We start from the raw sequence: 26,100 nt of genomic DNA, 5'->3' as shown, positions 1-26,100 counted from the left end.
ATCCTGGCCTTTGTTTGGCACTTTCCTTATCGGAAGTTAGTGCCGTCAGGCACATTTCATAGTTATGGGTCAGGATTTATCCTGGCCTTTGCGCAGTTTCAAGGCCTTGCCTAAACCTTTCGATATACCAAAGCCTCCTTAGGAAAAGTGATTATGTTTTCTGTGTAAATTGATGCTTAGTTTGCCTGCCGGATATCTAATTCGACATACATGGCAAACACCTACTCTCAGATGTACATTCAAGCTGTATTTGCAGTAAAATACCGCCGGGCAGTTCTTGATAAGGAATGGAGGGCGGAGTTAATGGGCGTCATTGGCAATTTGATCAATGAAACTGGTTGCAAAACAATAATAGTTAACGGCGTTGAAGATCATGTACATTGTTTCTTTGCCTTGAAGCCTTCCATTTCTGTTTCAGAAGTGATGAAGAATGTCAAGGCAAAATCCTCAAAATGGATTAATGACAACCGATTGCTCGCAGAAAGATTTGAGTGGCAGAGAGGTTTCGGGACGTTCTCATACAGTCAGTCACATATCGACAGTGTTACCAAATACATTCAAAATCAAGAACAGCACCATAGCAAGGCGACATTCCAGAACGAGTATATTGAAATGCTAATGAGATACGGAATAGATTACGATGAGCAATATGTCTTTAAAGAATTGATCTAATCATACTAACTTTCCGGTTCAGCCTCCATCACTTCCTCACATAAACCTCCAATATTTCCTGATCAATGCCTAAGCTGTCAATCTTCTCGATGCCAGTTTGGATAAGCGTATCGCCTTTTAAACGTAGTTTGAAGTGGAAATCGCGGTTTTCCCAGTCGCGGTAGTTGCAGTATTGAAGATGTTCTGAGTATTCTTCGCCTTTTAATGTGTAGGTGCCGCCGCCGGCGTCGAAAACGGCCGTATCGCCTTTGCCCTGATTGATATCGTGTTTCATAAAGGTGAAATGCGATGCTGTAAACATTTTGATCATTTCCTGGTTCTTAATCGGAAACGTGACAAGCGTGTCGTTCTTGGTGATCACTTTGCTGGAAGAAAGTGCCCATGTGCCAACAATAGAGGGAGAAGTTGTTTCAAGATCATTCTTTTTTTCGCCGCAGGCAGCGCAAATTGTCAGAAAAGCAAGGGTGTAAAATTTTGATTTCATTAAGGTTACAGAAATTAGAGTTGGATTTGGTTTTCAAGTTAATGGATTATTTCTTTAACTTTAAATACACTAAACTCAACATTTTATGAAAGGCTTAAAAAACTTGACAATGGTGCTGGCGATCTTGCTTTGCGGCTCCTTCACCATGTTGCATCACGGCTGGGCGGATTACGACCAAACCAAGCCACAGGATTTTGAAACAAAAATTGAAGAATCGATTTACGAAAACCCGCATGTGCTCGCGAAGGTCAAGTACAACAAGGAAATGAACACCGTATTTCTGGCGCCCACAAGCCGCATGACGGATCGGGGACTCACAGGTGATATGATCAAAAAGGGCACATCTGTGAGGCTTGTCGCTTATCCCCATAAGACCGAAAAAGGTGAAATGCGCGCTGAGAGGATCTTCGTGGATGGTAAAAAATTCGAACTTCGCTGATAGTGCTGGATTTTCTCGACTGGCTGGAAAAAACTTCGTGGGCAGTAGGCATCCGTCAATCATTGTGGCTGTATCCGATATTGGAAATCGTTCATATCTTGGGCATAGTGATGTTGGTAGGGCCCGCCTTTATGTTTGATCTAAGGCTATTAGGGTTATCAAAAAACATTCCCCTCGCCAGTTTGGCTGAACATTTACTGCCGTGGTCGCGCAGATCGCTGCTGTTGATAATCCCATCCGGCGCATTGCTGTTCATCACGAACGCCAATGCGCTGGGTGTTGACCCTACTTTCTGGACGAAAATGAGCCTTATTGCCATTGGGGCAATTAATGTGTTCGTTTTTCACCGTTTTGTTTTCAGATCCGGATCAACAAATCCCGACGCTTACTTTTCATTTCAGACTAAAATTACTGCCTGTGTTTCTATCGCAGTGTGGATTGCGACCATTGCCTGCGGCCGGTTGCTAGCTTATTAAATAGTCTCTTTGACAAAACTAATTCAGCATCGCAGCCTTTTCGTCTCGGCGATATAACGGAATTTGCATCTTATCAACATTGATTAGAATGTATTCCTGCCGATATTTACGATGTGGCCTACCAATTGATGAAACAAAAGACATTTTCTGTTTACACCCTCGCTATAAATCCCGATGAGCGTATCATCCGGCTTGTCAAGACGCTCAAAAGGCGCCTGAAAACGCATTTAGGCCGTAGTTACGGGAGCGTAAATTCCTTGGCGCATATGACATTGATAGTGTTTGTGGCCAGTGAAGATGATTATCACAGGATTCTTGCTGAATTTAAAAGAGTGCTGGCAGGACTGGCGCTATTGGAAATCGAACTCTCTGGCTTTGGTGATTTTTCTGACCGACCTGAATGCACCTTTTACATAAAGCCGGGCGATGAATCCGTACAGCAAATCGCCCGATACTGTAAACTTATTGGAGCGAACTTTAACAAGCTTTTGAGGCAAAGGTGTACAGATCGTTGGGATACGATAGGCCGGAAAAAGCCGCATATGACCATTGCACGTGAACTCACCCTCGGAGAAATAAAAGCCTCTTACGAATTCTTCTCAGAGACATTTATCGAGCAGTTTACATGTAACTCGTTCGTAATGCGCAAATACAACGAAGAAAAACGCCAATACGAAATTATGGACACCATCCCCCTGCTCGGCCACGAATATATGGTGGGGCAGCAGATGCGGTTGTTTTAGATCGGTATTCATTTTTCATAAACCGATAAGATTGATAAGCGTTTTTCGCCATCATTATTCCTGTTTCATTATATTTGGCTAAATGCATGGCGCTTATGTCAAAAAAGGTCGATCATTTGAAAGCCGATACAATTTCATATTCAAGGAAGATTAGCGTTATTCATGGACGGCATGCTCCGGAGGAAGCGCTTCTTGTTGGTTATGGAGCAATAATCGAAAGATTGGAATTGAAAATCCCCATGCCTACGAGGATTGCATTGATCAGTGACAAGCATAGGCAATCCTCGAATGATGATTGGCTAATTTTGACCCCTAGACACCGTCCGGCAGATAATCTATATAATCACTTGGTGTTTGCGTTAAAATATGAAGGTGTAAACCTGCTTTTTTTTAAGAAATTGTTTGAAAGTATTAACATTGAAAGTGTTACATCAACTATTAGCATAGAACCTAAGGGCCAATATAGCCGGAGAATTTGGTTTTTGTTCGAGTGGCTTATGCAAAGGAAATTGGAAATTCCGGATCTAAGTGATGGAAACTATGTGCCTCTAATTGATGAAGGAATACAATATGCAGTTTCTCCTGCTGTAAATGTTTCGCGACAGCGGATACGAAATAATCTTCCTGGAACAGTTGGCTTTTGTCCATTGATTTTTCGAACCAGGAAGTTAGACGATCTCATCCAGGCCAACCTCTCAGACACTACTCATTCCATATTAAGCGAAGTTCACAAAGACCTGATTCTCCGTGCATCAGCATTTTTACTACTGAAAGATTCCAAAGCTTCATTTTCGATTGAGGGCGAAAATCCTACTCCTAATCGTGCTATGCGATGGGGGAGGGCCATCGGCCAAGCTGGGGATATTCAGCTGGGAGCGGACGAATTGCTGCGTTTACAGCAAATTGTCATTGAAAACAGTCGTTTTATTAAGATGGGATTTCGTACTGAAGGTGGTTTCGTGGGAATACATGACAGAATCACCGGTTCACCTATTCCCGACCATATTTCGGCCAAACCTGAGGACCTAAACAGTTTACTAGAGAGCTTATTTGAAACTGCTTATTTGTTAGAGCGTCATACCTTTCATCCGGTATTAGCTGCTGCCAGCATTTCGTTCGGCTTTGTATTTATTCATCCGTTTGTAGATGGTAATGGGAGAATTCACAGATATCTGATTCATCATTTGCTTGCAAAAACGAAATTCAGTCCGCAGGGATTTGTTTTTCCAATCTCAGCAGCAATTTTAGAGAGAATGGATGACTACCGAAGGTCGCTTGAACAATATTCTTATCCTATACTGGACTTCATCGAATGGACGCCTACAAAGGATAATAATGTAAACGTTTTAAATGAGACCAGTGACTACTATCGATATTTTGATGCTACAAAACAGGCTGAATTTTTATTCGAATGTGTTAATCAGACTGTCCAAAAAATTATCCCGGCGGAGGTAAGATATTTACAGAAATACGATTTGATGAAAGAGTGGCTGGACCAAGAGTTTGAGATGCCAGACAAAACAGTTGCTTTACTTATTCGTTTTTTGGAGCAAAACAGTGGAAGGCTGTCAAACCGAGCATTGGACCGGGAGTTTTCGCAGCTGTCAAGTGACGAAATAGAAGCCATTGAAGAACAATTTTATGAAATTATGCTTAAATCACCTTTATCGCAATATTCCCTAGCCATCATGCCCAGCGCGGCGATTTCGCTTGATGTTGCTGAGATGAAGCAGCAGTTGAAAAGTGCTTTTGGTAAAAGTTATGGCAGTGTCAATGCGGAGGCGCATATTTCTTTGGATGGGTTTGAGGCCGATGAAAACGATTATCCGTATATCCTGGCCGAATATCGCCGTATCGTTGCTGAGTTGAACCCTTTTGAAATCCACTTTTCAGGATTTGATGATTTTGACAAGGGTAATTATTCTGCGTTTTACATTAAGCCAACAATTGATTCCTCCAATGCGATCAGGCAGCGTAGCGAGGCTGTGATGAAAGCATTTGATAAAAAGCTTAAAAAGCAATACACCCGGAAATGGGCCGATGAGTCGAAAAATCCGCATATGTCGGTTGGCCGCAGGCTTACGCGGGAGTGGGTTGAGCTGGCATATGCCACATTGCCGACGTATGAAGCAAGTTTCTGGTGCGACTCGTTTGTTATTCGAAAATACAATGAAAAACGTCGCCAGTATGATGTGGTTGATGTGCTTCCTTTGATTGGATCTCCTGAACCACTTGCGCAGCTGGATCTTTTTCAACCTTGATTTACAACATAAAAATGCCGGTAATTATCTAATCAATGTGCATAATGGGTATATTAGTCGCTGGTGACATTATGGATGTTGGATAAATTCTTTTGCTGGGATGTTTCAGAAGGCTGTTAGCTGGGTACTTTTTATATGTTTTGCCGCATTTTTTCAGGGTGCATTTGGTCAGTCGGTTCCGGTTCCCGGGAAACCATGGCTTTCAGAATACAATGTATATAAGGAGTACAAAGGGGTATATGTTGTCAAGAAGATCACCATTCCCTGCCGGGCTTACGAGACTTTTCTGGTTGATAACAATGGCAAAAAGCTGACGCCCGCTTACCGGGATATTGGTGAGTTTTCAGGCGATCTGGCAGAGTTTGTGCCGATGGAACTGGATGATGAAAAGCTTGGCCGTCACGGTTTTATCAATAGGATAGGCGAGGTGGTGATCCAGCCAGTTTATGTTTCAACAGATAAATTTTACGAAGGAAAAACCTGGGTAATTTATCGCGCCGGAAAGCAATACGGTCTTTCCTATATTGATTCCACGGGAAAGGAAATTTACAAAGTCCCCATCCAGTTTTTCAGAAAAGACTTTTTAGTCTCTGCCGCTAAGGTGGATATGATTTGCAACCAGGACACGCGGGAAGACATTCTCTGGTGGAAAGGCCGCAACTATTTCATCCTGAACTGGAATTTCAGTCCATTCATTGAGAAGGAGGTGAAGAGCTCGAAGTACATCTATCATTTTCTATATGAAGGGAAATACGGGATCATTGATAACAAAATGATCCTGCGCGTGCCCGTTTCGCTGGACGACATTGATCCGGAATATAAGTTTTCGGGACAGGGGATGGAGCGGGTAAAGTATGGGGATAAGTTTGGTTATATCAATGTCTTCACCGGTGAACTTATCACCGATTTTTTATACACGGACACACGCAAGCCGACTTCCGGGCTATTTTGGGTTAAGAAAAATAACAAATGGGGCTGTATCGACAAAACGGGTAAAACGCGCATTCCGTTCCTATATGACGAGGCAACAGGCTTCACAAGCGAAGACCGCTCGGCCGTAGCGATCAACGGAAAATTTGGTCATATTGACAAGAAGGGAAAAATCCGGACGCCGCTCAAATACGATTTCGCATCCTACTATAACCGCGGCATTTCTATGGTCCGCATCAATGATAAATACGGTTATATCGACATCAACGATCGCTACATAATCGAGCCCATTTACGACGAAGCACTTCCATTTGATAAAGAAACAACCGTAGTAGAACGCTTGTGGCTGCGCTTCGAACTCTCCATGAATGGCGAAGAAAAATTCATAGGCTTCTCCTACAAGCTAAATGCCATTTTTATCCTGATCGGCCTGGTGCTGTTTGTTTACATTAACAGCTTCATTTTCAAACGCGTGCAGCAAGCAAGGGTAAGGAAAAAGAATTGATAAACATACCGTAAGATTAAAATGTTCTGTTAACCCACCTTCAGCCAGCCTGTAATGCTCATCCGAGGCCTGTTTGTTAAGAGTACTTCGTGTTCCAGTTCGCTGCTTTTGAAGAAGACACTTTTGCCGTTTGTCGGAAAAATATCTTGTTTATGATCGGTGTTGTGAATGCGGAGCTGGCCGCCGTCGGCCGAAGTCCAGTTGGTGTTCAGGTACATGATCATTGAATACTGGCGGCTGGGATTATTCCGGAACTGGTCAAGATGCTTTTTGTAAAAACTTCCTGACGGATAAAACGTATAATGAAATTCGTATCCGGTGATGCCTGTGTAACATGTGCGGTTCAAATGTTCCACAAAGCGGTCTATCAAATCAAAAAAATCGTTTTCATGCGGATCATTATGTTTGCGGTCTAGCCAGTAAATGCTATCGCTGCGGTATAATGTGTTGTGGACGACTTCGGTGTCGTTACCGGTTCCGGCGGAGAGAAGCTGATTGGTTTCCAGCAGCGACGTGAGGTTGGATTTGAGATTGGACGCGAGTGAAGTGCTCAGAAAGTCCGTGGCTATGCCTACTTTGTTGTCGATGTAGCTGTCGATCAGTTCATTAAAGATGGTTTGCAAACGATGTTGATAACCGATCCGGTGATTTCCGGATCTAGTGAAGATAGCATTTTTCGCTTACATTACCGCCTAAGGTCACTGCCCATATAACACCTGGCAACGCTCGCAGAAGTAACTTCTTCTTTTCGTTTTGCCCAAATATTCCTTGTGAAATGGAATAAGGCAGCGGGGACATATTTTTTTGGTGTGTGCAAGCCAGTGTTTTTTTAGGGTAAATTCTTTTTTCCAATGCAGAAAATCGAAACTGTAATGGCTGGTTTCCCTGACCAATTCTTCGAGTTTTGCTTTTGACAGCGCGCCAATGTTGCTGAGCGGGTGCACTTGAATGCGGAACAGCACTTCGTTTTTGATAATGTTGCCGCTTCCGGAGAAAATGTTCTGGTCCAAAAGTGCGTCGCAAGCCAGCATTTTCGGCTTGTCTTGCAGTTTGTTGATTGCTTTCTCGGGGCTCCATTGATCCGACATGATATCGCTGCTCCAATCATAGATCGCATCGGCAGGCTGTTCCAGGATTGCCACGGAGCAGGCGTAGAAATTCAGTTCGGCGTCGTCGAAAACAAGCGTGAGACGTGGTGGCGTTTTCTTGCGCTCGTTGATAAGGTAGGAACCAAACAGCATGAAATGGATTCGTAAGGTAAAGTCCTCGAAGCACACCAGGAAATGCTTTCCCCACGATCGGAAAGCGAGCACTTTCTGGTCGGTTAGCCGGTCCTTGTCAATCTTGGAATTGCCTTCTGCAAGTCTGACAACCGGATTTTCCAGATGCAGCGCATCGATTGCTTCTCGTAAAATAACAATGGACGGTCCCTCGGGCATGGTATAGTTGGTTGATGAATAACTGGCTTGGCCTTCTCAAAAATTAATGCCAGTCGCAATGCTGTTTGCAGGCACACTTATTGAGTAAGTCGACATGCACCTTTACTTTTAACCAAAACCAACAAATAGCAATGGGAAAAGGCAAAGATCTTTTTGGATATTATAACGATTTGGCCAAGACGAAAGGTCCGCAAAGCGAGGAGAGCACTTATGCAGGCGTGTTGTTCCAGGCGCTTCTGATGGTAGGAGAGCGTCGCGTTTTCGAACTCCTGGAAGAAGCCGATGCAACTGGCAAAAAATTACAATTGCAAGCCTCCGCAGTTCCGGCGGGAAAAGACGATTGTCCCGACTGCATTGTGCTGGTTGACAAGGACTGAGCCAATTGGGTTAGGTCCTTGCGCTGCGTATAACTTGGCACGGTTGCTATTAAAGCGGGCCGCTGGTATGATTTTTAGTTTGAAAAAAGGGTTTTAATGTTCCTGCACAGCTAGAATTCATATGACCAAAAGTAAATTCTTTTCAACACTCGTTATAATATTGCTGCTTTCACTCCGGATTGCAGCGCAAGACACCACAAAAAAGACTACACGCACAGTTGCTATTCCCGATACGCTTTTATTTAGAATTGAAAAAGCACAGGCGGTCATTACCCAAATTAATGGCGCCAATAAAAAGGGCTACGACAGCGGTTTAATCAAAGAAGAACTGGTAGGCGTTAAGCGCAATGTTGACCAGATCCAGGCAGCAGTAAGCGTCGAGAATGCCATTCCAAGCAGTAAAGATTTACAGAATTACAAACTGATGCTCACCGATGTGCAGCAGCGCACAGGTCAGTGGCGCAAGACGCTGAGCAAGCATAATAATGACTTACAACTGCTTTCCGAACAAGTTATTGAATTTAGCCGCGATTCACTGCTGGACATCAAAGCTGGTGACAGCACCCAAAAGAAGCTTTACTCCGGGCAAATCGCCGATTTAAAACTGAAATTGCAGGATGCAGGCAAAACTACGACTGCAAACCTAGACACAGTGAGCAGCTTGCTGGCCGAGGTCTCTGAGGTTTTCTTTCGCGCAAACGACCTGGAAACAACTATTAATGATTATATCAAAGAGTCCGGACGAAACTTGCTGGGGAAGGAGTCGAGTTACATTTGGAAAGCGCCGCCCGGGAATATGAACCGGAGCGCGAATGACATCATTAAAGTTTCATATACAGGCCAAAATAAGATCCTGCGCTATTTTTTGCAGTCGACCTGGGATAATCGCGTGCTTCTATTTCTGTTTTGTATAGGATTTTTTGTCTGGATTTTCGTCAATTTCCGGCTGGCTGCCTCTGCTGCGATCAGCAGGGAAATCGGTCAGCTCGATTTTAAATACATCAATCCAAAGCCAGTTCTTGCCACGTTTATCATCCTTTTCAATATTACGCCGCTGTTTGAGCCGCGGTCGCCATCGATTTACATTGAGCTGAACCAGTTTTTGCTGCTGATAACGATGAGCATCTTCTTTATGAAGAGGCTTTCCGGCAAACAGTTGGTATGGTGGTTTTCAGTGCTTATTATTTATGTGCTAACCATCAGCAGCAACATGATTGTAGGCGAATCCCTCTTATCACGCCTGGCTCTAATGTTACTGAATGTTGGCTCTATCGCATTCGGAGTATGGTTTTTCAGGAAGTTGCGGGAGGTGAAAATGGAGGAAAAATTCATCAAGCCAGTCTTGATCATCTACATTGTTTTAAACATTCTGGCAGTAATCCTCAATGCGCTGGGACGCATATCACTCGCGAAAACGTTCAACATTACAGCCATCAGCGGGCTTATTCAGGTATTAAGCCTTGGCATTTTTGTGCACATTGTTTTGGAAGCCCTGGACTTGCATATGAAGGTAAGTGTTGCTTCAAAGAGGCTTTTTTCGCGTGTTAATATTGAGAAGAGCCGCGTTACTTTCACTAAGCTGATGTCGTTCGTTTCCGTGCTTCTATGGATCCTGGTTTTTTGCATCAACCTCAGTATCATTGAACCCATATTTGGTTTTCTGCTGGATATCCTTGAAAAAGAGCGCACGTTTGGTTCGGTGACATTTACCCTGGAAAATGTGCTGTTCTTTTCGGTAATCATCTGGCTGGCTAATAAGTTACAAAAACACATTGATCTGCTGTTTTCGGGGCCGGATGTTAATTTTACGGCAGATTCTGTCCATAAGGGCTCCAAACTGGCGCTCGTCCGGCTGGTTATCATTGTGGTTGGTTTCCTGGTTGCGATTACCGTTTCCGGCGTTCCGCTCAGCAAGATTACCGTGTTGTTAGGAGCATTGGGTGTGGGTATCGGACTGGGTATGCAGAACATTGTCAACAACTTTGTGTCCGGGATTATCCTGATTTTTGAAAAACCCTTTACGATCGGTGACTACATTGAACTGGCCGACAAAAAAGGGAAAGTGCTTGATATCGGGATCCGGTCGAGCCGGATGCTTACGCCTCAGGGTTCAAAAGTGATTATTCCAAATGGCGATCTGCTTTCAGGCAGGCTGGTCAATTATACGACCAGCAATGCGCGTTTGAAAGCGGAAATTACTTTTAAAATCAGCACGGATGCAGATCTGGAACAAGTCAAAAAGATAATCAACGACATTGTCGACAAGGCAGAGGGCGTCGTCAAAAAAGCGCCCCGGCAAGTGTTGTTCAATGCCATTACAGGTGACAGCATCGAGCTAAAAATCCTGGTTTGGCTGAATAGCGTTTACTCAGAAACCACTTACAAAAGCTATGTTTTAGAGCAGATCTTGATCCGCTTTAAGGCGAATGACATCAAGGTTATATAATAGCATATTTCAAAAGGCACATTAACCCGCATTTTTAGGTTGATGTGCCTTTTTTATTATTTTATATAAAAATTACGGGACAACGTTTTGCTGTTTAATCGTTTAAACATACATTTGACGGCATTAACCTGCCAAAAATGAAGAAAATATCCCTTAAAGACATAGCTCAAAAAGCGGGCGTATCTACTGCCCTGGTTTCCTATGTCCTTAATGGCAAAGAAAAGGAAACCCGAGTAGGTGAGGCAATTGCCAAAAAAGTGAGAGAGATTGCCAAAGAGCTCAATTACCAGCCTAATCATCTCGCCAAAAGCCTCAGAAGTGGCAAAACCCACACCATAGGGCTAATTATCGCCGATATTTCCAATCCATTTTTTGCCAACATTGCCAGGGTCGTCGAAGACGAAGCCAAGCGTAATGGTTATACCGTGATCATTGGCAGCTGTGATGAAAATGCTGAAAAATCGTGGGACTTGCTCAATGTCCTCATTAACAGGCAGGTCGACGGTTTTATCATCGTTTCCTGCGAAGGCTCGGAAAATCAGATCCGGTATCTTAAAGAACGCAACCTTCCATTTGTGCTGCTGGACAGGCACTTTCCTGACATTGAGACAGATTTTGTCGCGACCAACAATTACAAAGCTTCCTATGATGCGGGAATCCATTTGATAGAGTCGGGTTACGAACGGATTGGCTTAATTGCTTATCAATCAGAGATGTATCATATGGTCGAAAGGATCAGGGGATACAAACATGCGCTGAATGATAACAATATTGCTTTCGATGCTAACTGGTTAAAGGAGGTTACATTCGAAAACATGGAGCAGGAAGTCAAAACTGCTATTGACGCGTATCTGGCGGCGGATTATAAAATAGAAGCGCTGATTTTTGCAACTTATGGCCTGGCGATCAACGGATTAAAATATATCAATGAGCTGCGCCTGAAAGTGCCATCGGATCTGGCAATCGTTAGTTTTGGCCAGGCAGAGGTTTTTGATCTTTATTATTGCCCAATTACTTACCTGCGTCAGCCATTGGAATTATTGGGCAAAACATCCGTAGAATATCTCCTGAAAAAAATGAAGAATCCCGAAGAAGGAATGAAGCAAACTTTGATGGAAGCCAAGCTGATTGCAAGAGATTCCTCCATGGCCAAATCCACATGGATGGCTGAATAAATAATAAAATCACAAGTTATGAATGATCGTACATTTTCCTGGGAATTGTTTAACAAAGCGCCTTTGGTGGGCATTATTCGCAATATTTCACCCGATGATGTCCAGAAGATCCTTCCTATTTATAAGGAGGCCGGACTGACGACCATTGAAATTACCATGAACACACCCGGTGCCGCCGAGATGATCAGGTTGGCTCTGGAAACGGAAGGTGAAGGGCTGAATATTGGTGCAGGGACCGTGTGTACAAAAGATGATCTGGAAATGGCGTTGGAAGCTGGCGCGCAGTTTATAGTAACGCCGATCATCAATAAAAAAGTAATCAAATCGTGCGTAAAAAAGAAGGTGCCTATTTTCCCGGGTGCATTCACGCCGACAGAGATTTACAACGCCTGGACATTAGGCGCGACGATGGTGAAAATTTATCCTGCAACTTCACTTGGCCCTGAATATATCAAGGATCTCAAAGCGCCGATGAACCAGCTGAAACTACTGCCGACCGGTGGCGTAAGTCTCGAAAATATGAGCGCCTTCCTGAAAGCCGGTGCCAATGGTCTGGGGGTAGGAGGGCAGTTGTTTGATAAAAAACTGATTCAGGAACAAGACTGGGAAGGCCTGAAAGCGCATTTCCGTCAATTCCACAGCAAACTCGCTTTGTAATTCAATGTAAAAGGCCGCTTGCAAACTTGCAAGCGGCCTTTTACATTAATGCATTGCATGTCAATTATTTAAGGCCGCGGCCCGTTTTGTGCTGCAACTCATCGATTCTCTTGGACGCTTCTGCTTTGCTTAATGTTTCGTCAAATTCTTCGCCAGCTTCGTCGGAAAGCGTTTTGAGATAGGATTGTTGCGCACCCGTCATCGGTTCGTCGCCGGTTGTCCACTCGTTAGGATCTTTTACAGTATTGGATCCTTTTATCTGGTCATTTTCGTCAGACCCGTTTTTATTTATATCAGCCATGATTATATCGGTTTTTTAAGCTGATATAAAAAAACTGAGCCAGGCATTTAAGTTAGGCGCAGAATAGCTTTTGATGATGAAGATTCGAATTGTAGATTTGGGGTATGGAAAACATTCTGATTACAGGCGGCACAGGAAATCTTGGTAAAACGGTTGTAGAAACATTAGCAGAAAGTGGCTATCACTTGCATCTCGCAGTCAGAAAAGATGTCGGGGATAGCGCTGAAAATGTGTCGTTTTATCCAACAGATTTAGCTGATAGTAAGCAGGCTGATGCATTTGTGCAGAACATTTTAGATACAAATGCAAAGATAAAAGCAGGGGTTTTCCTCGCTGGCGGTTTCCAGCCCGGCAATCTTGCTGAAACTTCCATGGATGATATTACTAAGATGGTGAACCTTAATTTCGCGACGGCTTTTAATGTTGCCCATCAGCTCATTGCCCATTTCAAAACAGTAGGTGGCGGCAAGCTTATTTTTGTCGGGTCGAAAGCGGCCATGGATTTCAAAAACGCAGGCAGCAATTTCGCCTACTCATTATCCAAACAGCTGCTCTACTACTTCTCGGATCTCATCAATCAAAGTGAAGCAAATGCCGGGATCACTTCGCACATACTTCTCCCTGGAACCATTGACACAGTAACAAACCGCGAAGCCATGCCCAACGCGGATTTTTCCGAATGGACAGATCCGGCCGCTATTGCGCTCACTATCCAGGACATTCTATCAGGAAAGGAGTCAAATGCAGAGATATAATTCTGATTTTTAGGATCAATATCCGGCTCGCAATGCTGAACCGTTGGTGCTGATTGTGAACCGCTTATGTAAAGTGAGTTAGCTGGGAAAGTAGTTTGAGGGGTTGTTTGTTTTGTTTTATAGATGCAGAAACAAAAGGAACAGCACCAGCTAAAACACTTTCCAGACTATGCAAAACCGCCCTCTATCCCGGGATTTCTATTCCTTCGCTATCTTTTTCGTAGCAAGTTACCTTGTTGCCAGCCTGATCCAGGCCGTTATAAGCTTATTACTCGGCAGCAGGTTTATAACTTTTCAATCGTTTCATTCGTGGCTTGCCGTATTGCAGTCTGTTTTTGCTATCTCATCTTTTGCGCTGCTTAAATATTACTGGTCTAAGGGTTACAAAGTTGTTTTTGCCACAGCGTTGGTAAGCACTTTGGTCTTATTCGTGCAGATGACAATGATTTATTTTTTGCTGATGCACCGCGATCTGAAATCGTTTTACATGAATTTGACTGTTGCAGGACTGGTTTTGAACGTGCTTTACGGAACAAGTTTGGTATTTTCCAATGCAGGGCAACGACCATGGTTAAAACGGGGCGGCTGGCTGGCTATTCTGACGGGGATCCCTTTGTGTGTGATTGCTTTGTGGTCCATAAGGTCCCAGGATATTGAATTGCGATTGTTGCTGGACAAGACTTACAGGGTTATCGCTTTTTTCGGCATCTTGGTTCCGGTTACATTTTTGCTGGATTTATTAATGGAGAGCAAAAGCTTGAACAACGAGCGTGAAAGAAAGCCGGTAATTTTAAGGGAAGCTCTGAAAGTGGCGGCGATCATTAGCATTTTGTTCTTTGGAATGAGTTTCGTCGGTGAAAGTTATCGTTCCGGGACGGGCCGGGCTTATGTCCCGTCAATGCAAGTGCTGAAACAAACGGCAGAATTCGGGCCGAGACATTATGTTGACCATAAGGGTGATACATTGCGCTATCGACTGGTCCCGCCGGTTGCCTATGACTCAACAAAAAAATATCCACTTGTTGTGTGTCTGCACCACGGAGGGGCGCATGGCAAAGACAATGTACGCCAGCTCTCCGCTGATCCCGCACCATTTCTGCTAAGCGACTCGATCAGATGGAGATACCCGGCTTTTATTCTCATACCACATTGTCCCGAAGGCGCAGGTTTTGGTGGCATTTCAGAATTTCCTGACATTGATACACTTGTTTTTGAGACCATCACAACATTAGAAAAAGAATACTCCATTGATACAACCCGGCGCTATGTAATGGGTATTTCCGGAGGCGGTTATGGCTCGTGGCATTTCATCAGCACGCGTCCCGACATGTTTGCAGCGGCCATTCCAATTTGCGGGGCCGGTAATCCGGAATTAGCAAACCGCCTGACGAAAAAGCCGATCTGGGCGTTTCATGGCGCCAAAGACCCCCTTGTTTCGGTTGATGCCACACGGGATATGATCCATGCGATTGAAAAAGCAGGGGGCAAACCCAAATACACGGAATTCGGAAATTCAGGGCATGATATCTGGCGTTACGTACAGGCCGAACCTGGGTTGATGACCTGGCTGTTTGCACAAAAACAATAGGCTTACTAATGGCGGCAAGGTCGCTGAGGAAATCAGCGACCTTCGTATTTGCTGCATTTATGTCAATGACCCTGTTGCGGGTAATTGATCATCCAGTTGATCCCGAATTTGTCCCGGAAACTACCGAAGTAATCGCCCCAGAAAGTATCTTCCAGAGCCATTTCAATTTCACCGCCCTCAGAAAGTCCCGCAAAAAGACGGTCTGCTTCCTCACGGCCATCGGTAAAAACGGAAATATAGGCATAGTTGCCTAACTCTAATTTATGTCCCATGGAAGGAACTATGTCGGAGGCCATCAGCACATCGTCTTTGCCAATAGGAAGCGAAATGTGCATGATATAGCCTCTTTCATTTTCAGGAAGCTGCTCGGCTCCGGGCATGTCCGACATGCGTTGAACCATCAGAAATTCACCTCCGAAAACCGATTTGTAAAAGTTAAATGCCTCCTCGGCTTTGCCGTCGAAGTTAAGATAGGTGTTTAGTTTTGGCATGACGAAAAAATTGAAGGTTGATAGAAATTCGTATTAACAAAACAAAATTAGTGCGTTGCCAGAAACTGCATCGTCCGTAATAAGGACAATCGCAGGGGGAGGTTGGGACAATTGTGGAAGAAAACTTATATTAGGGTAACCAAGCCTTTTAGCTATGACTTATAAAACCTCCTGGGATACGCTCGCCAAAATCGTGACCGCCGCTGTGACTGCATTGTATATTGGAATTTTCTTGCAGGTCTTCCTGGGCGATGGCGAGATTTCGCAAGGCTCGACCTACGTGATCGGCGTCATACTCATACTTAGTTACGGCCTGGCCTTTGCATTCCGGCCGGTGGATTACAGGGTCACACCCAACGAGCTAATCATCCGGAGATCATTCGATAAAGTGGTGATAGAGCGCAGCAACATTGCGAAAGTGGAAGCGCTGGATAGCGACAGGTTGCGATGGAGCCTTCGTACGTTCGGCGTGGGTGGGCTTTTTGGCTATTTCGGCAAATATTATCATCATAAAATCGGAAACATGACCTGGTATGCAACCAGAAGAAACAATGCTGTTCTGATCAAGACAGTGAAAGGAAAAAATATCATTATTACCCCAGACCAGGTCGATGCTTTTGTGGACGAATTCCAGATAGCAGGTAACGTATTGTCTTAGACGGTAATGATTAATATATTTGTTCTTCAAGTATTGAAAGAATATGGGAGAAGGACAGACAGTTCACCTCGCCGATGATGACGAGGATGATAGAATGCTGATTAAGGACGCTTTACAGGAAGCCAATCCCAATCTGACGGTGATCGAAGCGGAAAACGGCAAGGAATTGATTGAGAATGTTAAGGAGTCCGGCGACCTCTCGGAAACCGTTGTGCTCCTGGATATGAATATGCCCAAAATGAATGGCATTGAGGCAATTCAGGAAATAAGGGCAGAGCCGGGATTGAGCGAGCTGCCCGCCGTAATGATGTCCACTTCCAGCAATCCCGAGCTCAAAAAGAAAGCGCTCGCCGCAGGAGCAAATGATTTTATCGTAAAGCCCAACACATTCAAAGCATTGCTGGATGTGGCAAAAAGTATCCTGTCCCGATTTCTGGGGAAAAAATAACTTATACTTAGCGCAACTTATTTGATTTCACCTTGGAACTCTTCGCTCTTCTAATTAACTTTGTTATGCAAAGTACTTTTATTTTTAATCCAAATGACTATTGGGATGAAATGGTTTGTGAAAGAAGATTCTGTCGTACGTGAGATTTGGGGAAATGCAGATACGATCCTTTTTATTTTCGCCGGAGCTTCGGCTGAGTTCGCAGTTAATAAATCCGTGGACTGGCTTTATTTCACAGGAAAACTTCCGGCCGATCCGCTGGCGCGGCTGTTTTCGACGGTTACTTACTCCCGCCGGATTGTGTTTTCCGAATATCACGCAGCATTGCAAGCGATTGACCAAATCACGGCCATTCACCAAAAAGTTGAAAAGGAGCGGGGCGCACAGATCCCGGATTGGGCCTACCGCGATGTGCTCTTTATGCTCATCGACTATTCAATACGCTCATTCGAACTTTTAGAAAGAAAGCTGACACAGGTTGAAAAGGCTGAGGTTTTTGAAGTCTTCTACCAGGTCGGTTCGAGAATGGGTATCGGCGGCTTGCCGACCGATTATGACGCATGGCTCATCATGAGAAATCAGCAGCTGGATGAAAACTTCGTTAAAAGCGCATTTTCCATTGATTTATATAAACAATACAAAAAACATCTTGGCCTGCCGCGTTATGTCATGCTCAAAGAAGTGCAGGTCCGGCTTGTACCGCAGCACATAAACCAACTGCTTTCTCTGGGAAGCTGGTCTGTCCTGAAAATGGTCCTTCCGGCCTACAAAATTGCCCGCAGTTTTCGCCTGCACCAGTTTGTCAAAGATTTGATCCTGCCCGCAAAATATAAAATGGAAATAGCAGGACTGGACGCCCGCTGAGATAGAAATCGCTTATAATAAATCGTTAGCCCTACATTACACAGGGTTAGCTGCAGCATTAAGCAAGTTCAAATTCTTGATCGCCTCTCCCATGGTGTTGTTGAAATAGGCATAAACCGTCTTCCCTTCCGCTATCCAATCCTGAACCTGCTCGCCCGATTCGTATAAAAAATCATCTTCATAAGTGCCCCGGTAGTTGCCCTGCGGGCCGTGAAAGCGCAGATACTTAAAAGTCGAGTCCGATTCTGGAATGCCTGGTGCTGAGCCGGGTTTGTCATGCATGACGATTTCACAACCAAATTGTTCTATCAGCTCAAAAAGCGCATCCTCATACCATGACTCATGTCGAAACTCCAAGGCAAGATTCCAATGTTTGTCAGGATCGGCAGCAGCAATTGCAACCAGCAGACTTTCTAATTGCGGCAGCATGATCGCTTTCAGGCTAGGAGGGAACTGCACCAGCAGCGCACCTTTTTTGTCACCAATGTTGTCGATCACCTCAACAAACTTCCTTACATCATCCGGGTTAAAAACAAGCCCCTTGTTGTGCGAAATCTCACGCCAGAGTTTGAAGGTAAATTTGAAGTCATCCGGCACTTGTAACGCCCAATTCCTGACTGTTGATGCCAGCGGAACCTTATAGAAGGAACTATTGATTTCAATGCTGTTAAACATGGAGGCATAGTAAGTAAGGCGGCTCTTATCTTTGAATTCTTCCGGGTAAAACTGCTTGTTAGGCACCGGCAGCATTAAGCCACTGGTGCCTGCGTAAAATGGGAAATTGGGCATATCTGTCATATTTATGCCAAACGTATTAGAAATTCATTCCTGCAGTGACCTGTATTGTTCTCGTCTTCAAGTTATCAAAACCCGGGGATTCATAAAAAAAGACCTTGGTTGCATACGTGCCGAAGCCCTCCTGGATCCGCACCGAAATAGGAATAGTCACGTTCCAAAGGTCCACTTCCAACCCTGCACCTGCGGTGAGGGCGAGGCTTTGGAATGCCGGGACCTGGAAGATCTATATAAATTTATAGGACAAAATGTCGATATTTAATAAAAATTGATTGATCTGAAATTTAAAAAACAAAATTGACATGAAAAACAAATTCATCTTAAAGGGTTTTGTAATGTTTACCTGCATGCTGATTGTCTTTGCAGGCCATGCGCAGGACAAACCGAAAGCGAGTCCGGCCAAGACGGCAACCGGAAAAGCAGGCGGCGCCAACATTACCATCAGCTATTCTGCGCCTTCGGCGAAAGGCCGGAAAGTGTTTGGAGAACTCGTTCCGTTCGACAAAGTATGGCGTGCCGGTGCAAATGAGGCCACGATATTTGAGACCGACAAAGACATTATGATTGAAGGCCAGAAACTCCCGGCCGGTAAATACAGCCTTTACGCGCTTCCGGGAGACAGTGAATGGTCCTTTATTTTCAACTCACAAACCGGCCAGTGGGGCATCAAACGCGGCGGCGAAACATCCAAAGACGCTTCCAAAGACGTCCTGACCGTAAAGGCCAAGCCAGCCAAGAGCGCTTCCATGGCTGAAACATTAGCCTACGAAGTAACCCCAACCGGCTTCCTCCTCCGCTGGGAAAACACCGAAGTCCCTGTGACGATCAAGTAATCCTACTGAATAGCAAAATCCCCGCAAACCGCAAGTTTGCGGGGATTTTTGGTTTAAAAGCATTATATCACAGGACACAAGCGCGATCAATACAATGCTAGGTTATGAAACTTTGTGTATTTTAGAGCTATGAAAACAAAGTCAAAAGATTCGGCGGCACAAGCTATAAGCGTTGGTGATCCATATCTTACAAAGCGGTTGTTGGTCAGTAGAGCACAAAGTGCGGGCAGGGCGGCGGCAAAGGAAGCGATGGAGCTGATGGGTTATGTTGTGACCGTCAAAGATGGCTGGGTCGGGAAACTATATCCGGATGGTTCCTTTCAAAAAATGAAGCAACTGGACGGCTAGCTTTAACACGGAATAATATCATACACACTTGGAACACACTATATCTAATCAATCGCAGCTAAGGCTTCGTGTTTTTGCAGGTCCTAACGGTTCAGGAAAGAGCACTGTAATTAAGTCGATCGGAACAACCTTGATCAACGGCAAACCGCTCTATTTAGGCATTTATGTTAATGCAGACGATATCGCGGTTGCGATAAAAAACGGTCAATTCGATTTTTCCACTTACGAAATTGAATGTTCAAAGGAAGAGATTCTTCTTTTCGCCGCTACATCCGGTTTGCTGACAGCCAGCTTCAACGAAGACCAGATTGCAAAGTCATTTCATATAGAAACTAACAGACTGTACTTGCTCGCGGCTCAGTATGCAGAGCGTCTGGCGCAGATTATAGCCAGATTGTTAAGGGAAAAACTATTATTGGCAAGAAAACGGTTTTCGTTCGAAACAGTCTTTTCGCACGAATCTAACTTGGATATAATGCGGGCGGCAGCCGAACAAGGCTATAAGGTCTACTTATATTTCGTTTCAACTGAAGATCCGGAAATCAACAAATACCGGGTGGCGCTTCGGGTGAGAAAGAACGGCCACAATGTCCCTTCTGACCGGATCGAGAGCCGATATTACAGATCTCTTCAATTGGTGAAACAAGCCTCCGAACTAGCCTATCAGGCGTTTTTCTTCGACAATTCCATTGATAATGAACCCTACAAGCTCGTGGGACATTTCAAGCGCGTCGGCGCAGAAAAAATTTGGTATCCCACCAATATAAATGATACATCCAACTGGTTCCGGAAATATTGCATTTAACCTAATCGTAAGAGCGTAAATTCGCGCGGATCAGCAAGTGCTATCCCTGAGGGAAGTGGGGAAAATGGGGGGCAGATAGATGCTTGTGGTGGGTTGATTCGGATGGCATGAGATTTGGACTGATGTTTAATGAGGCCCGGTTGGTGCCGGGACTGCAAAGACAAATCGTCAACGGATTTGTAAATCATTAAACATTTTTAAATTATGAAAAAATTATTATTCGCTGCCGCACTGCTTATCTCAGTACAGTCAGCATTTGCCCAAAAATTTAGCATTGGACCAAAAGCCGGTCTGAACATCAGCAACTATACTGGCGGTGACATTGAATCGGATGCATTGGTTGGATATCACCTGGGTGGGATTATTAACTATGGTTTCGGCAAAGTATTTTCATTGCAGCCAGAGGTTTTATTCTCTACACAAGGAGCAAAAGTTGACAACGCGGGAAATAAATCTGACTTTAAAATTAGCTATGTTACCGTGCCTGTAATGTTTAAATTTAAGACAAATGGCGGGTTTTATGTGGAATTTGGCCCACAAGCGGGTTTCAGGACATCTACCGACATTCCGGATCAGACGATCAATAATTTCGCTAAAAACCTTGATCTGGCAGCAGCGGGTGGTATTGGCTACCATTCACCGATCGGACTGGGTGTAGGCGTTCGTTATATTGCAGGACTTTCCAAGGTTGGTAATTTCTCCGGCCAGAACATTGATCCTGACTTTAAGAACAGCGTAATCCAGGCCAGCATCTTCTGGGCTATTCCGTTGGTGAAATAAGGCATCTTACCTTCTGAAAAGAATTTGACAGGGAATGGGTTTTGACTCATTCCCTTTTTTTGCGCCGTGTTTTTAACCGCTCTAAATTAGCATCAGCGCTGGTTGAAGTGAATTGGTTCTGATATTTTTGATTTTTGAACGATTCAAAAACACCCTTGCGCTCACTATGCAAATGATCCGTTACACTGTTCACAATGAAACAGTTCTGTACAATCTGAATGATTACATCAACCTTCTCCTGGAAGCGAAGGTATTGCACCCCGCTATGCCACAGCTCCGAAAGAGCCCGAAGTCCGGAAAAACGCCGATGCAGATCGTTTTGGAAAAATTAGAGAAGTTCGAACCCATGTATTACATGCGCTACAACCACGATTTTTATGTGAATTGGGTGCTGTTTGAATATTTCTTCCGGCCATTAAAACCGTTGCTGGTTAATGTTGCAGACTGGCGAGATGATGATAGTATTTTTAAACAAACACAACTTTTCATCAACGAATCAACGCTCAAATCCCAAAAGAAAAGCGGTGCTCAGGCCGCTTCCTACTTCCAGAAAGTTACCTTGAAGCTGGCCGCCAGCAACTGATATCTCTTTCAACGCTTCCGAATTTAAACCTTCCTGTATACCGCCAAAGCTTCGCTGAATAGTGATCTTAGGTTGGCATAACCGTACAAATGCTGTTCACTATCGGACATCGTTTGCAAAAGTTTTATGTATAACTATTTAACTTACAGTTGCTTATTGCGAGTGGCGCTAGCTGGCAGTGTTTTTGACCAGTAACATTGGTCCTAGGAAGACTAATTCCCCTGTTTTTCTCCGCCCGGTATCAGAACCTTAAAGCAAAAAACGATGATTGTAACCTACGTAAAAATCGCCTGGCGGAACCTGTTGAAGAACAGCTTTTATTCGCTTATTAACTGCATTGGTTTGTCGGTAGGGCTTGCAGTCGGGATTTTGATTTTGCTTTGGGTGCAGGATGAGCTTACTTATGACAGTTTTAATACACAGTCGGAAAGCATTTATAAGCTTGAAAACCGCGTGGGCACCGGCGCCAGCCAGCAAATTTGGACCGGGACGGTTGCACCTATCTCTGAATTTGCCAAAAGAGAAGTTCCCGGGATCAGGGATGCCGTAAGGATGACTTATAATGGTGCGTATACATTGTTCAGATACCAGGATAAAGTCTTCAATGAAGAAAACACTTTCTTCGCTGACCCGACCCTATTCACGATATTCGATTTCTGCCTCATTCAGGGAAACCAACGCAAGCCTTTTCTTGATAACCATTCAGTAATCCTGACTGAAACCACTGCCAAGCGCTATTTTGGGAATACAAATGTTGTAGGCAAATCAATAGCTTCCGATACGACCCAATTTACAGTAACGGGCGTGGTGGCGGATTTTCCAGAAAATTCAAGCATTAAGGGGGACATGATCTTTCCCATTTCGCTCAGATTTAAAGACCGTTATTCGGCGGTCACAGACGGCAAAACGCAGGATAACGATTTTCATGAATTTGATTACACCACCTACTTTTTGATTCAGCCGGGAAAAGATGTCAAAAATATCGCGAACACCCTCCGCAACATTCACTTGCGCAACAAGCCCGACGATACAGACCTTACCTATCTTTTACAGGCATTGCCCAATGTTCATTTATATAAGTCCGACGGCAGCGAGCAGGGCATTGAAACGGTAAGGATGTTCCTGATCGTGGCATCACTTATTCTGATCATTGCCTGCATCAATTACGTCAATCTTTCCACGGCCCGCTCCCTGCTGCGTTCCCGCGAGGTGAGCATGCGAAAGATTATCGGCGCGGCGCGTACGCAGCTTTTTGTGCAGTTCCTGATAGAAACAATTCTGCTGTTTTCGCTATCGACATTGGTGGCCATTATGTTAATGTATGTCCTGATGCCGTTTTTCAACCAGATCTCCGGCAAAAAACTGGTGCTCGATTTCGCCAGACCGCATATCTGGCAGGTTTTAGGCGTAACCATCACAGGCACGCTGATCGCTTCCAGCATTTATCCAGCATTGCTATTATCTTCTTTCGAGCCGCTTAAATCACTGAAAGGCAATGTCTCTGCCGGACTTAGCGAATCAATGTTCCGCAAAACGCTGGTAGTGATACAGTTTACCGTTTCCGTTGTGCTCATTGCAGGCACATTGATCATCAGCAAGCAGCTTAAATATATCCGTTCCAAGAGCTTGGGTTACGACAAAACACACGTGCTCTCGTTCTACATGCGGGACCTGCCCAGGCATTATGACGTAGTCAAAAATGAATTACTCAGCCAGCCGGGCATAACGGACGTCAGCAGGTCTAATTTCAATGTGGTCCAGATCGGCGGGCAAACGGGAAGCAGCAACTGGGATGGAAAAGAACCGGGAGAAACCATGATGATCCGGTTTATGAGCGCGGATAAATCGTTCATTCCATTCTTTAAAATGCAGCTGAAAGAAGGCGCTAATTTTACAGACAAGCCATCCGACACCAAACATTATATCCTGAACGAAACGGCCGTAAAAACAGCACGGATCAACGACCCCATCGGGAAACGTTTCAAGCTCTGGGACAACGAAGGGACGATTATCGGTGTGGTAAAAGACTTTCACTTTGCTTCGATGAAGCAAAAGATTGAGCCGGCCGTTTTTCTCTATGACCCGGGTAATATGAGTCGTATTTATATAAAAACGACTGGTAATGATGCCCAGGAGGCGATTGCAGCCGCAGAGAAGGTTTGGGAAAAATTCAATGCAGATTCCCCGTTCCAATACGCCTTTCTGGACGAAGCATTCAACAGTCTCTACAAATCCGAAGAGCAGACTGGCCTTTTATTCAACATTTTTGCTTCTATTGCGATTCTTATTTCCTGCCTGGGATTGTTTGGACTGGCTACCTACACGGCACAAGTCCGCAGGAAGGAGATCGGAGTCCGCAAAGTCTTAGGATCAAGTCTGGCCGGGATCGTTCAGCTTTTGGCGAAGGATTTTGTCAAGCTGGTCTTCATAGGGATCATTATTGCCACGCCAATTGCCTGGTATGCTATGGATAAATGGTTAAAGGATTTTGCTTACCGGATGGAAATGCCCTGGTGGGTCTTTGGTTTCGCTGGTCTGCTGGCATTGGTTATTGCCTTGCTAACAATCTCTTTCCAAAGCATTAAAGCCGCACTAATGGATCCCGTAAAAAGCCTGCGCAGCGAATAGAGGTTTTTAAATTGCCAAATTAATAAAAATGCCTTTATCGGAGATCCGATCGCTTACCAGTTTAGGATAGAGCGCCTGGGGGCGGGCCTCCTGCGGGCCGGGAATTGTCTTTGGGAAGTGGCACGAATTCGTGATTGTCGGCCGGGGGTAAAATAATCCGGCCCTGTTTCCAATCCTCTTTTGCCTGTTCAATTCGTTCTTTCCGGCTGGAAACGAAATTCCACCAGATGTAGCGGTCACCCAAATGTTCGCCGCCCAGCATCATTAGCGTGCTGCTTTCCTTAGCAATGATCAACGGATCCACGCCTTTTGTAAACACAATCATTTTACCGGCAGCGTAAGCAACACCATTCACTTCCACACTGCCCCTTACAATGTATACGCCCCGCTCGCTATGGCCGACCGGCAAGCCAAATCTTGCGCCCTGGTCTAAAACCACATGGAGATAAAACAATGGGGAACTCGCACTGACATTGCTTTTTAAACCATAGGCATCGCCTGCTATCAAGCGCATCCAGATCCCTTTTTCCGTAAATACCGGCAGCTGATCGGCCGTGTAATTTTTAAATGCAGGTTCCGACTCTTCGTCTTTTTCGGGAAGCGCCACCCACGTCTGGATCATTTCAAGTTCGCCGCCAGCCAGCATAGCAGGATCCTCAAAGCGCTCACTATGCGCAATGCCTTTGCCCGCAGTCATCCAGTTGACTTCACCAGGTTTGATAACCTGTTCTACACCCAGGCTATCCCTGTGCGTAACATTGCCACTGAACAGATAGCTTACCGTGGAAAGGCCAATGTGTGGATGTGGCAGGACATCCAGGTTTGTTGCAGTGGGTGTGGGCAGGTTAACCGGCCCGCCGTGATCCATAAAGATGAATGGCCCTACCATTCGCCGCAGCTGATAGGGTAGGATGCGCTTTACTTCAAAACCCGGGACAATTTCAGCTCTTCGTGAGTCAATGACGATATCTAGCATAAACGAAATTATAAAATAATGTCAAAGCGAGGGTTTCCGGGCGTGCAAAGTTGTGGATTGCCGTGAAAATTTCACTGGCAGGCTATATATGGCACGGTATTCGTAGGGAACTACTCAAACAAACTAAACAAAAATATGGCACTTACAGAAAATGCATCTGGCGTAATTAGTGATCTGATTGAAATTAACAATGACCGCGTTGCTGGTTTTGAAAAAGCAATCGCAGATATTAATGATGAAAATATCGACCTGAAACACCTTTTTGAAGAGTATGCACAGCAGAGCCGCAAAAATGTTCAGGAATTGTCTGCTATTGCTGGTTCAGCTCCACACCTGGAAGATGATATGAGCGTAAGCGGAACATTGCACCGCGCATGGATCGATGTGAAAGCATTGTTCGGCGGAAGCGACCGCGCAAGCATTTTATCCGAAGCAGAACGTGGCGAGGATGCAATCAAAAAAGCTTATCAGGACGCATTGAACGGCAGCGTTCCATTGCAATCTGCCGAAATTATCAGGAGCCAGGCTCAGGGCATTAATGCTGCCCACGATAAAATTAAAGCTTTGCGCGATGCTGCAAAAGCTTAATTAGCTGATTATTAGAAAAGCTGCTTCGAAAGAAGCAGCTTTTTTTGTGTAATGA

General features: G+C 44.7%; 29 protein-coding genes. 22 read left to right on the top strand and 7 right to left on the bottom strand.

Annotated elements, in window-relative coordinates; genetic code table 11:
* The first annotated feature begins 210 nt into the window (after positions 1-210).
* Positions 211-672, top strand: coding sequence for an IS200/IS605 family transposase (tnpA, locus tag LZG74_RS10185; protein ID WP_233796473.1), 462 nt, complete (start codon positions 211-213; stop codon positions 670-672).
* Positions 673-700: 28 nt separating this feature from the next.
* Here tnpA and LZG74_RS10180 read toward each other — a convergent pair whose 3' ends face one another.
* Positions 701-1,156 (bottom strand): hypothetical protein, encoded by a 456-nt coding sequence (locus tag LZG74_RS10180; RefSeq protein WP_233796472.1) that lies wholly within the window; start codon positions 1,154-1,156, stop codon positions 701-703.
* Positions 1,157-1,241: 85 nt separating this feature from the next.
* Between LZG74_RS10180 and LZG74_RS10175 the strand changes: the two genes are divergently transcribed.
* The 5 genes from LZG74_RS10175 (at position 1,242) to LZG74_RS10155 (ending at position 6,510) form a co-directional block, all read left to right on the top strand.
* On the top strand, positions 1,242-1,595 hold the full coding sequence (locus tag LZG74_RS10175; RefSeq protein ID WP_233796471.1) for a DUF6152 family protein: 354 nt from the start codon (positions 1,242-1,244) through the stop codon (positions 1,593-1,595).
* A 2-nt stretch (positions 1,596-1,597) separates the two neighbouring features.
* On the top strand, positions 1,598-2,071 hold the full coding sequence (locus LZG74_RS10170) for a DUF6644 family protein (protein WP_233796470.1): 474 nt from the start codon (positions 1,598-1,600) through the stop codon (positions 2,069-2,071).
* Positions 2,072-2,199: 128 nt separating this feature from the next.
* A complete protein-coding gene (locus LZG74_RS10165; protein ID WP_233796469.1) occupies positions 2,200-2,814 on the top strand; it encodes a 2'-5' RNA ligase family protein in 615 nt (204 codons plus the stop codon).
* Between the two features lie 95 nt (positions 2,815-2,909).
* Positions 2,910-5,075 carry a 2'-5' RNA ligase family protein gene (locus LZG74_RS10160; RefSeq protein ID WP_233796468.1) on the top strand — a complete coding sequence of 722 codons (2,166 nt, stop codon included), beginning with the start codon at positions 2,910-2,912 and terminating at the stop codon, positions 5,073-5,075.
* 100 nt (positions 5,076-5,175) lie between these two features.
* A complete protein-coding gene (locus tag LZG74_RS10155; RefSeq protein WP_233796467.1) occupies positions 5,176-6,510 on the top strand; it encodes a WG repeat-containing protein in 1,335 nt (444 codons plus the stop codon).
* Positions 6,511-6,539: 29 nt separating this feature from the next.
* On the opposite strand, the gene LZG74_RS10150 is transcribed toward LZG74_RS10155, so the two are convergent.
* Both LZG74_RS10150 and LZG74_RS10145 read right to left on the bottom strand, forming a co-directional pair.
* Positions 6,540-7,133, bottom strand: a complete 594-nt coding sequence (locus LZG74_RS10150) for a 2OG-Fe(II) oxygenase (protein ID WP_233796466.1) — start codon at positions 7,131-7,133, stop codon at positions 6,540-6,542.
* Between the two features lie 75 nt (positions 7,134-7,208).
* The gene (locus LZG74_RS10145; protein ID WP_233796465.1) at positions 7,209-7,949 is read right to left on the bottom strand and encodes a DNA-formamidopyrimidine glycosylase family protein; all 741 of its coding nucleotides are present in this window, start codon (positions 7,947-7,949) and stop codon (positions 7,209-7,211) included.
* 131 nt (positions 7,950-8,080) lie between these two features.
* On the opposite strand from LZG74_RS10145, the gene LZG74_RS10140 reads away from it, so the two are divergent.
* The 4 genes from LZG74_RS10140 to LZG74_RS10125 all read left to right on the top strand — a co-directional run bounded on the left by LZG74_RS10140 (position 8,081) and on the right by LZG74_RS10125 (position 12,604).
* Positions 8,081-8,326 (top strand): hypothetical protein, encoded by a 246-nt coding sequence (locus LZG74_RS10140; RefSeq protein ID WP_233796464.1) that lies wholly within the window; start codon positions 8,081-8,083, stop codon positions 8,324-8,326.
* Positions 8,327-8,447: 121 nt separating this feature from the next.
* On the top strand, positions 8,448-10,772 hold the full coding sequence (locus LZG74_RS10135) for a mechanosensitive ion channel family protein (RefSeq protein WP_233796463.1): 2,325 nt from the start codon (positions 8,448-8,450) through the stop codon (positions 10,770-10,772).
* Positions 10,773-10,909: 137 nt separating this feature from the next.
* Positions 10,910-11,947, top strand: coding sequence for a LacI family DNA-binding transcriptional regulator (locus LZG74_RS10130; protein ID WP_233796462.1), 1,038 nt, complete (start codon positions 10,910-10,912; stop codon positions 11,945-11,947).
* 18 nt (positions 11,948-11,965) lie between these two features.
* On the top strand, positions 11,966-12,604 hold the full coding sequence (locus tag LZG74_RS10125) for a bifunctional 4-hydroxy-2-oxoglutarate aldolase/2-dehydro-3-deoxy-phosphogluconate aldolase (protein WP_233796461.1): 639 nt from the start codon (positions 11,966-11,968) through the stop codon (positions 12,602-12,604).
* Positions 12,605-12,668: 64 nt separating this feature from the next.
* Here the strand turns inward: LZG74_RS10125 and LZG74_RS10120 are convergent, their stop codons facing one another.
* Complete coding sequence (locus tag LZG74_RS10120; RefSeq protein WP_233796460.1) at positions 12,669-12,905, bottom strand: DUF3072 domain-containing protein; 237 nt, start codon at positions 12,903-12,905, stop codon at positions 12,669-12,671.
* Between the two features lie 104 nt (positions 12,906-13,009).
* On the opposite strand from LZG74_RS10120, the gene LZG74_RS10115 reads away from it, so the two are divergent.
* Both LZG74_RS10115 and LZG74_RS10110 read left to right on the top strand, forming a co-directional pair.
* Entirely contained in the window at positions 13,010-13,660 is a 651-nt protein-coding gene (locus LZG74_RS10115) for an SDR family NAD(P)-dependent oxidoreductase (RefSeq protein ID WP_233796459.1), read from the top strand.
* A 169-nt stretch (positions 13,661-13,829) separates the two neighbouring features.
* Positions 13,830-15,248: a dienelactone hydrolase family protein gene (locus LZG74_RS10110; RefSeq protein WP_233796458.1), complete on the top strand. Its 1,419-nt coding sequence runs from the start codon at positions 13,830-13,832 to the stop codon at positions 15,246-15,248.
* A gap of 62 nt (positions 15,249-15,310) precedes the next feature.
* Here the strand turns inward: LZG74_RS10110 and LZG74_RS10105 are convergent, their stop codons facing one another.
* Entirely contained in the window at positions 15,311-15,739 is a 429-nt protein-coding gene (locus LZG74_RS10105) for a VOC family protein (protein ID WP_233796457.1), read from the bottom strand.
* A 154-nt stretch (positions 15,740-15,893) separates the two neighbouring features.
* On the opposite strand from LZG74_RS10105, the gene LZG74_RS10100 reads away from it, so the two are divergent.
* The 3 genes from LZG74_RS10100 (at position 15,894) to LZG74_RS10090 (ending at position 17,709) form a co-directional block, all read left to right on the top strand.
* The gene (locus LZG74_RS10100; RefSeq protein WP_233796456.1) at positions 15,894-16,397 is read left to right on the top strand and encodes a PH domain-containing protein; all 504 of its coding nucleotides are present in this window, start codon (positions 15,894-15,896) and stop codon (positions 16,395-16,397) included.
* A gap of 43 nt (positions 16,398-16,440) precedes the next feature.
* Entirely contained in the window at positions 16,441-16,845 is a 405-nt protein-coding gene (locus LZG74_RS10095; protein ID WP_233796455.1) for a response regulator, read from the top strand.
* 105 nt (positions 16,846-16,950) lie between these two features.
* Positions 16,951-17,709, top strand: coding sequence for an oxygenase MpaB family protein (locus LZG74_RS10090; protein WP_233796454.1), 759 nt, complete (start codon positions 16,951-16,953; stop codon positions 17,707-17,709).
* A gap of 36 nt (positions 17,710-17,745) precedes the next feature.
* Here LZG74_RS10090 and LZG74_RS10085 read toward each other — a convergent pair whose 3' ends face one another.
* Complete coding sequence (locus LZG74_RS10085) at positions 17,746-18,498, bottom strand: DUF72 domain-containing protein (protein ID WP_233796453.1); 753 nt, start codon at positions 18,496-18,498, stop codon at positions 17,746-17,748.
* Positions 18,499-18,806: 308 nt separating this feature from the next.
* Between LZG74_RS10085 and LZG74_RS10080 the strand changes: the two genes are divergently transcribed.
* The 6 genes from LZG74_RS10080 to LZG74_RS10055 all read left to right on the top strand — a co-directional run bounded on the left by LZG74_RS10080 (position 18,807) and on the right by LZG74_RS10055 (position 24,481).
* On the top strand, positions 18,807-19,337 hold the full coding sequence (locus LZG74_RS10080) for a DUF2911 domain-containing protein (RefSeq protein ID WP_233796452.1): 531 nt from the start codon (positions 18,807-18,809) through the stop codon (positions 19,335-19,337).
* A 129-nt stretch (positions 19,338-19,466) separates the two neighbouring features.
* Positions 19,467-19,685: a hypothetical protein gene (locus tag LZG74_RS10075; protein WP_233796451.1), complete on the top strand. Its 219-nt coding sequence runs from the start codon at positions 19,467-19,469 to the stop codon at positions 19,683-19,685.
* 28 nt (positions 19,686-19,713) lie between these two features.
* Complete coding sequence (locus LZG74_RS10070; RefSeq protein ID WP_233796450.1) at positions 19,714-20,490, top strand: hypothetical protein; 777 nt, start codon at positions 19,714-19,716, stop codon at positions 20,488-20,490.
* Between the two features lie 204 nt (positions 20,491-20,694).
* On the top strand, positions 20,695-21,270 hold the full coding sequence (locus LZG74_RS10065) for a porin family protein (protein WP_233796449.1): 576 nt from the start codon (positions 20,695-20,697) through the stop codon (positions 21,268-21,270).
* 172 nt (positions 21,271-21,442) lie between these two features.
* Complete coding sequence (locus LZG74_RS10060; protein WP_157486631.1) at positions 21,443-21,853, top strand: hypothetical protein; 411 nt, start codon at positions 21,443-21,445, stop codon at positions 21,851-21,853.
* Positions 21,854-22,117: 264 nt separating this feature from the next.
* Positions 22,118-24,481 (top strand): ABC transporter permease, encoded by a 2,364-nt coding sequence (locus LZG74_RS10055; RefSeq protein WP_233796448.1) that lies wholly within the window; start codon positions 22,118-22,120, stop codon positions 24,479-24,481.
* A 61-nt stretch (positions 24,482-24,542) separates the two neighbouring features.
* Here LZG74_RS10055 and LZG74_RS10050 read toward each other — a convergent pair whose 3' ends face one another.
* Complete coding sequence (locus LZG74_RS10050) at positions 24,543-25,457, bottom strand: pirin family protein (protein WP_233796447.1); 915 nt, start codon at positions 25,455-25,457, stop codon at positions 24,543-24,545.
* A 135-nt stretch (positions 25,458-25,592) separates the two neighbouring features.
* Between LZG74_RS10050 and LZG74_RS10045 the strand changes: the two genes are divergently transcribed.
* Positions 25,593-26,045, top strand: coding sequence for a PA2169 family four-helix-bundle protein (locus tag LZG74_RS10045; RefSeq protein WP_233796446.1), 453 nt, complete (start codon positions 25,593-25,595; stop codon positions 26,043-26,045).
* Positions 26,046-26,100 lie beyond the last annotated feature (55 nt).

It is taken from the genome of Dyadobacter sp. CY327 (assembly GCF_021390415.1).
Taxonomy (GTDB): Bacteria; Bacteroidota; Bacteroidia; order Cytophagales; family Spirosomataceae; genus Dyadobacter; species Dyadobacter chenhuakuii.
This window is presented reverse-complemented; position numbering and strand designations above follow the sequence as displayed.

What these genes read in the sequence shown, in the direction of transcription:
- LZG74_RS10180 (WP_233796472.1), bottom strand. Translation starts at nt 1,156, where the DNA reads ATGAAATCAAAATTTTACACCCTTGCTTTTCTGACAATTTGCGCTGCC.
- LZG74_RS10055 (WP_233796448.1), top strand. Translation starts at nt 22,118, where the DNA reads ATGATTGTAACCTACGTAAAAATCGCCTGGCGGAACCTGTTGAAGAAC.
- LZG74_RS10045 (WP_233796446.1), top strand. Translation starts at nt 25,593, where the DNA reads ATGGCACTTACAGAAAATGCATCTGGCGTAATTAGTGATCTGATTGAA.
- LZG74_RS10075 (WP_233796451.1), top strand. Translation starts at nt 19,467, where the DNA reads ATGAAAACAAAGTCAAAAGATTCGGCGGCACAAGCTATAAGCGTTGGT.
- LZG74_RS10090 (WP_233796454.1), top strand. Translation starts at nt 16,951, where the DNA reads ATGAAATGGTTTGTGAAAGAAGATTCTGTCGTACGTGAGATTTGGGGA.
- LZG74_RS10160 (WP_233796468.1), top strand. Translation starts at nt 2,910, where the DNA reads ATGTCAAAAAAGGTCGATCATTTGAAAGCCGATACAATTTCATATTCA.
- LZG74_RS10130 (WP_233796462.1), top strand. Translation starts at nt 10,910, where the DNA reads ATGAAGAAAATATCCCTTAAAGACATAGCTCAAAAAGCGGGCGTATCT.
- LZG74_RS10165 (WP_233796469.1), top strand. Translation starts at nt 2,200, where the DNA reads ATGAAACAAAAGACATTTTCTGTTTACACCCTCGCTATAAATCCCGAT.
- LZG74_RS10155 (WP_233796467.1), top strand. Translation starts at nt 5,176, where the DNA reads ATGTTTCAGAAGGCTGTTAGCTGGGTACTTTTTATATGTTTTGCCGCA.
- LZG74_RS10175 (WP_233796471.1), top strand. Translation starts at nt 1,242, where the DNA reads ATGAAAGGCTTAAAAAACTTGACAATGGTGCTGGCGATCTTGCTTTGC.
- LZG74_RS10060 (WP_157486631.1), top strand. Translation starts at nt 21,443, where the DNA reads ATGATCCGTTACACTGTTCACAATGAAACAGTTCTGTACAATCTGAAT.
- LZG74_RS10080 (WP_233796452.1), top strand. Translation starts at nt 18,807, where the DNA reads ATGAAAAACAAATTCATCTTAAAGGGTTTTGTAATGTTTACCTGCATG.
- LZG74_RS10100 (WP_233796456.1), top strand. Translation starts at nt 15,894, where the DNA reads ATGACTTATAAAACCTCCTGGGATACGCTCGCCAAAATCGTGACCGCC.
- LZG74_RS10125 (WP_233796461.1), top strand. Translation starts at nt 11,966, where the DNA reads ATGAATGATCGTACATTTTCCTGGGAATTGTTTAACAAAGCGCCTTTG.
- LZG74_RS10050 (WP_233796447.1), bottom strand. Translation starts at nt 25,457, where the DNA reads ATGCTAGATATCGTCATTGACTCACGAAGAGCTGAAATTGTCCCGGGT.
- LZG74_RS10145 (WP_233796465.1), bottom strand. Translation starts at nt 7,949, where the DNA reads ATGCCCGAGGGACCGTCCATTGTTATTTTACGAGAAGCAATCGATGCG.
- LZG74_RS10110 (WP_233796458.1), top strand. Translation starts at nt 13,830, where the DNA reads ATGCAAAACCGCCCTCTATCCCGGGATTTCTATTCCTTCGCTATCTTT.
- LZG74_RS10140 (WP_233796464.1), top strand. Translation starts at nt 8,081, where the DNA reads ATGGGAAAAGGCAAAGATCTTTTTGGATATTATAACGATTTGGCCAAG.
- LZG74_RS10065 (WP_233796449.1), top strand. Translation starts at nt 20,695, where the DNA reads ATGAAAAAATTATTATTCGCTGCCGCACTGCTTATCTCAGTACAGTCA.
- LZG74_RS10135 (WP_233796463.1), top strand. Translation starts at nt 8,448, where the DNA reads ATGACCAAAAGTAAATTCTTTTCAACACTCGTTATAATATTGCTGCTT.
- tnpA (WP_233796473.1), top strand. Translation starts at nt 211, where the DNA reads ATGGCAAACACCTACTCTCAGATGTACATTCAAGCTGTATTTGCAGTA.
- LZG74_RS10120 (WP_233796460.1), bottom strand. Translation starts at nt 12,905, where the DNA reads ATGGCTGATATAAATAAAAACGGGTCTGACGAAAATGACCAGATAAAA.
- LZG74_RS10085 (WP_233796453.1), bottom strand. Translation starts at nt 18,498, where the DNA reads ATGCCCAATTTCCCATTTTACGCAGGCACCAGTGGCTTAATGCTGCCG.
- LZG74_RS10105 (WP_233796457.1), bottom strand. Translation starts at nt 15,739, where the DNA reads ATGCCAAAACTAAACACCTATCTTAACTTCGACGGCAAAGCCGAGGAG.
- LZG74_RS10115 (WP_233796459.1), top strand. Translation starts at nt 13,010, where the DNA reads ATGGAAAACATTCTGATTACAGGCGGCACAGGAAATCTTGGTAAAACG.
- LZG74_RS10095 (WP_233796455.1), top strand. Translation starts at nt 16,441, where the DNA reads ATGGGAGAAGGACAGACAGTTCACCTCGCCGATGATGACGAGGATGAT.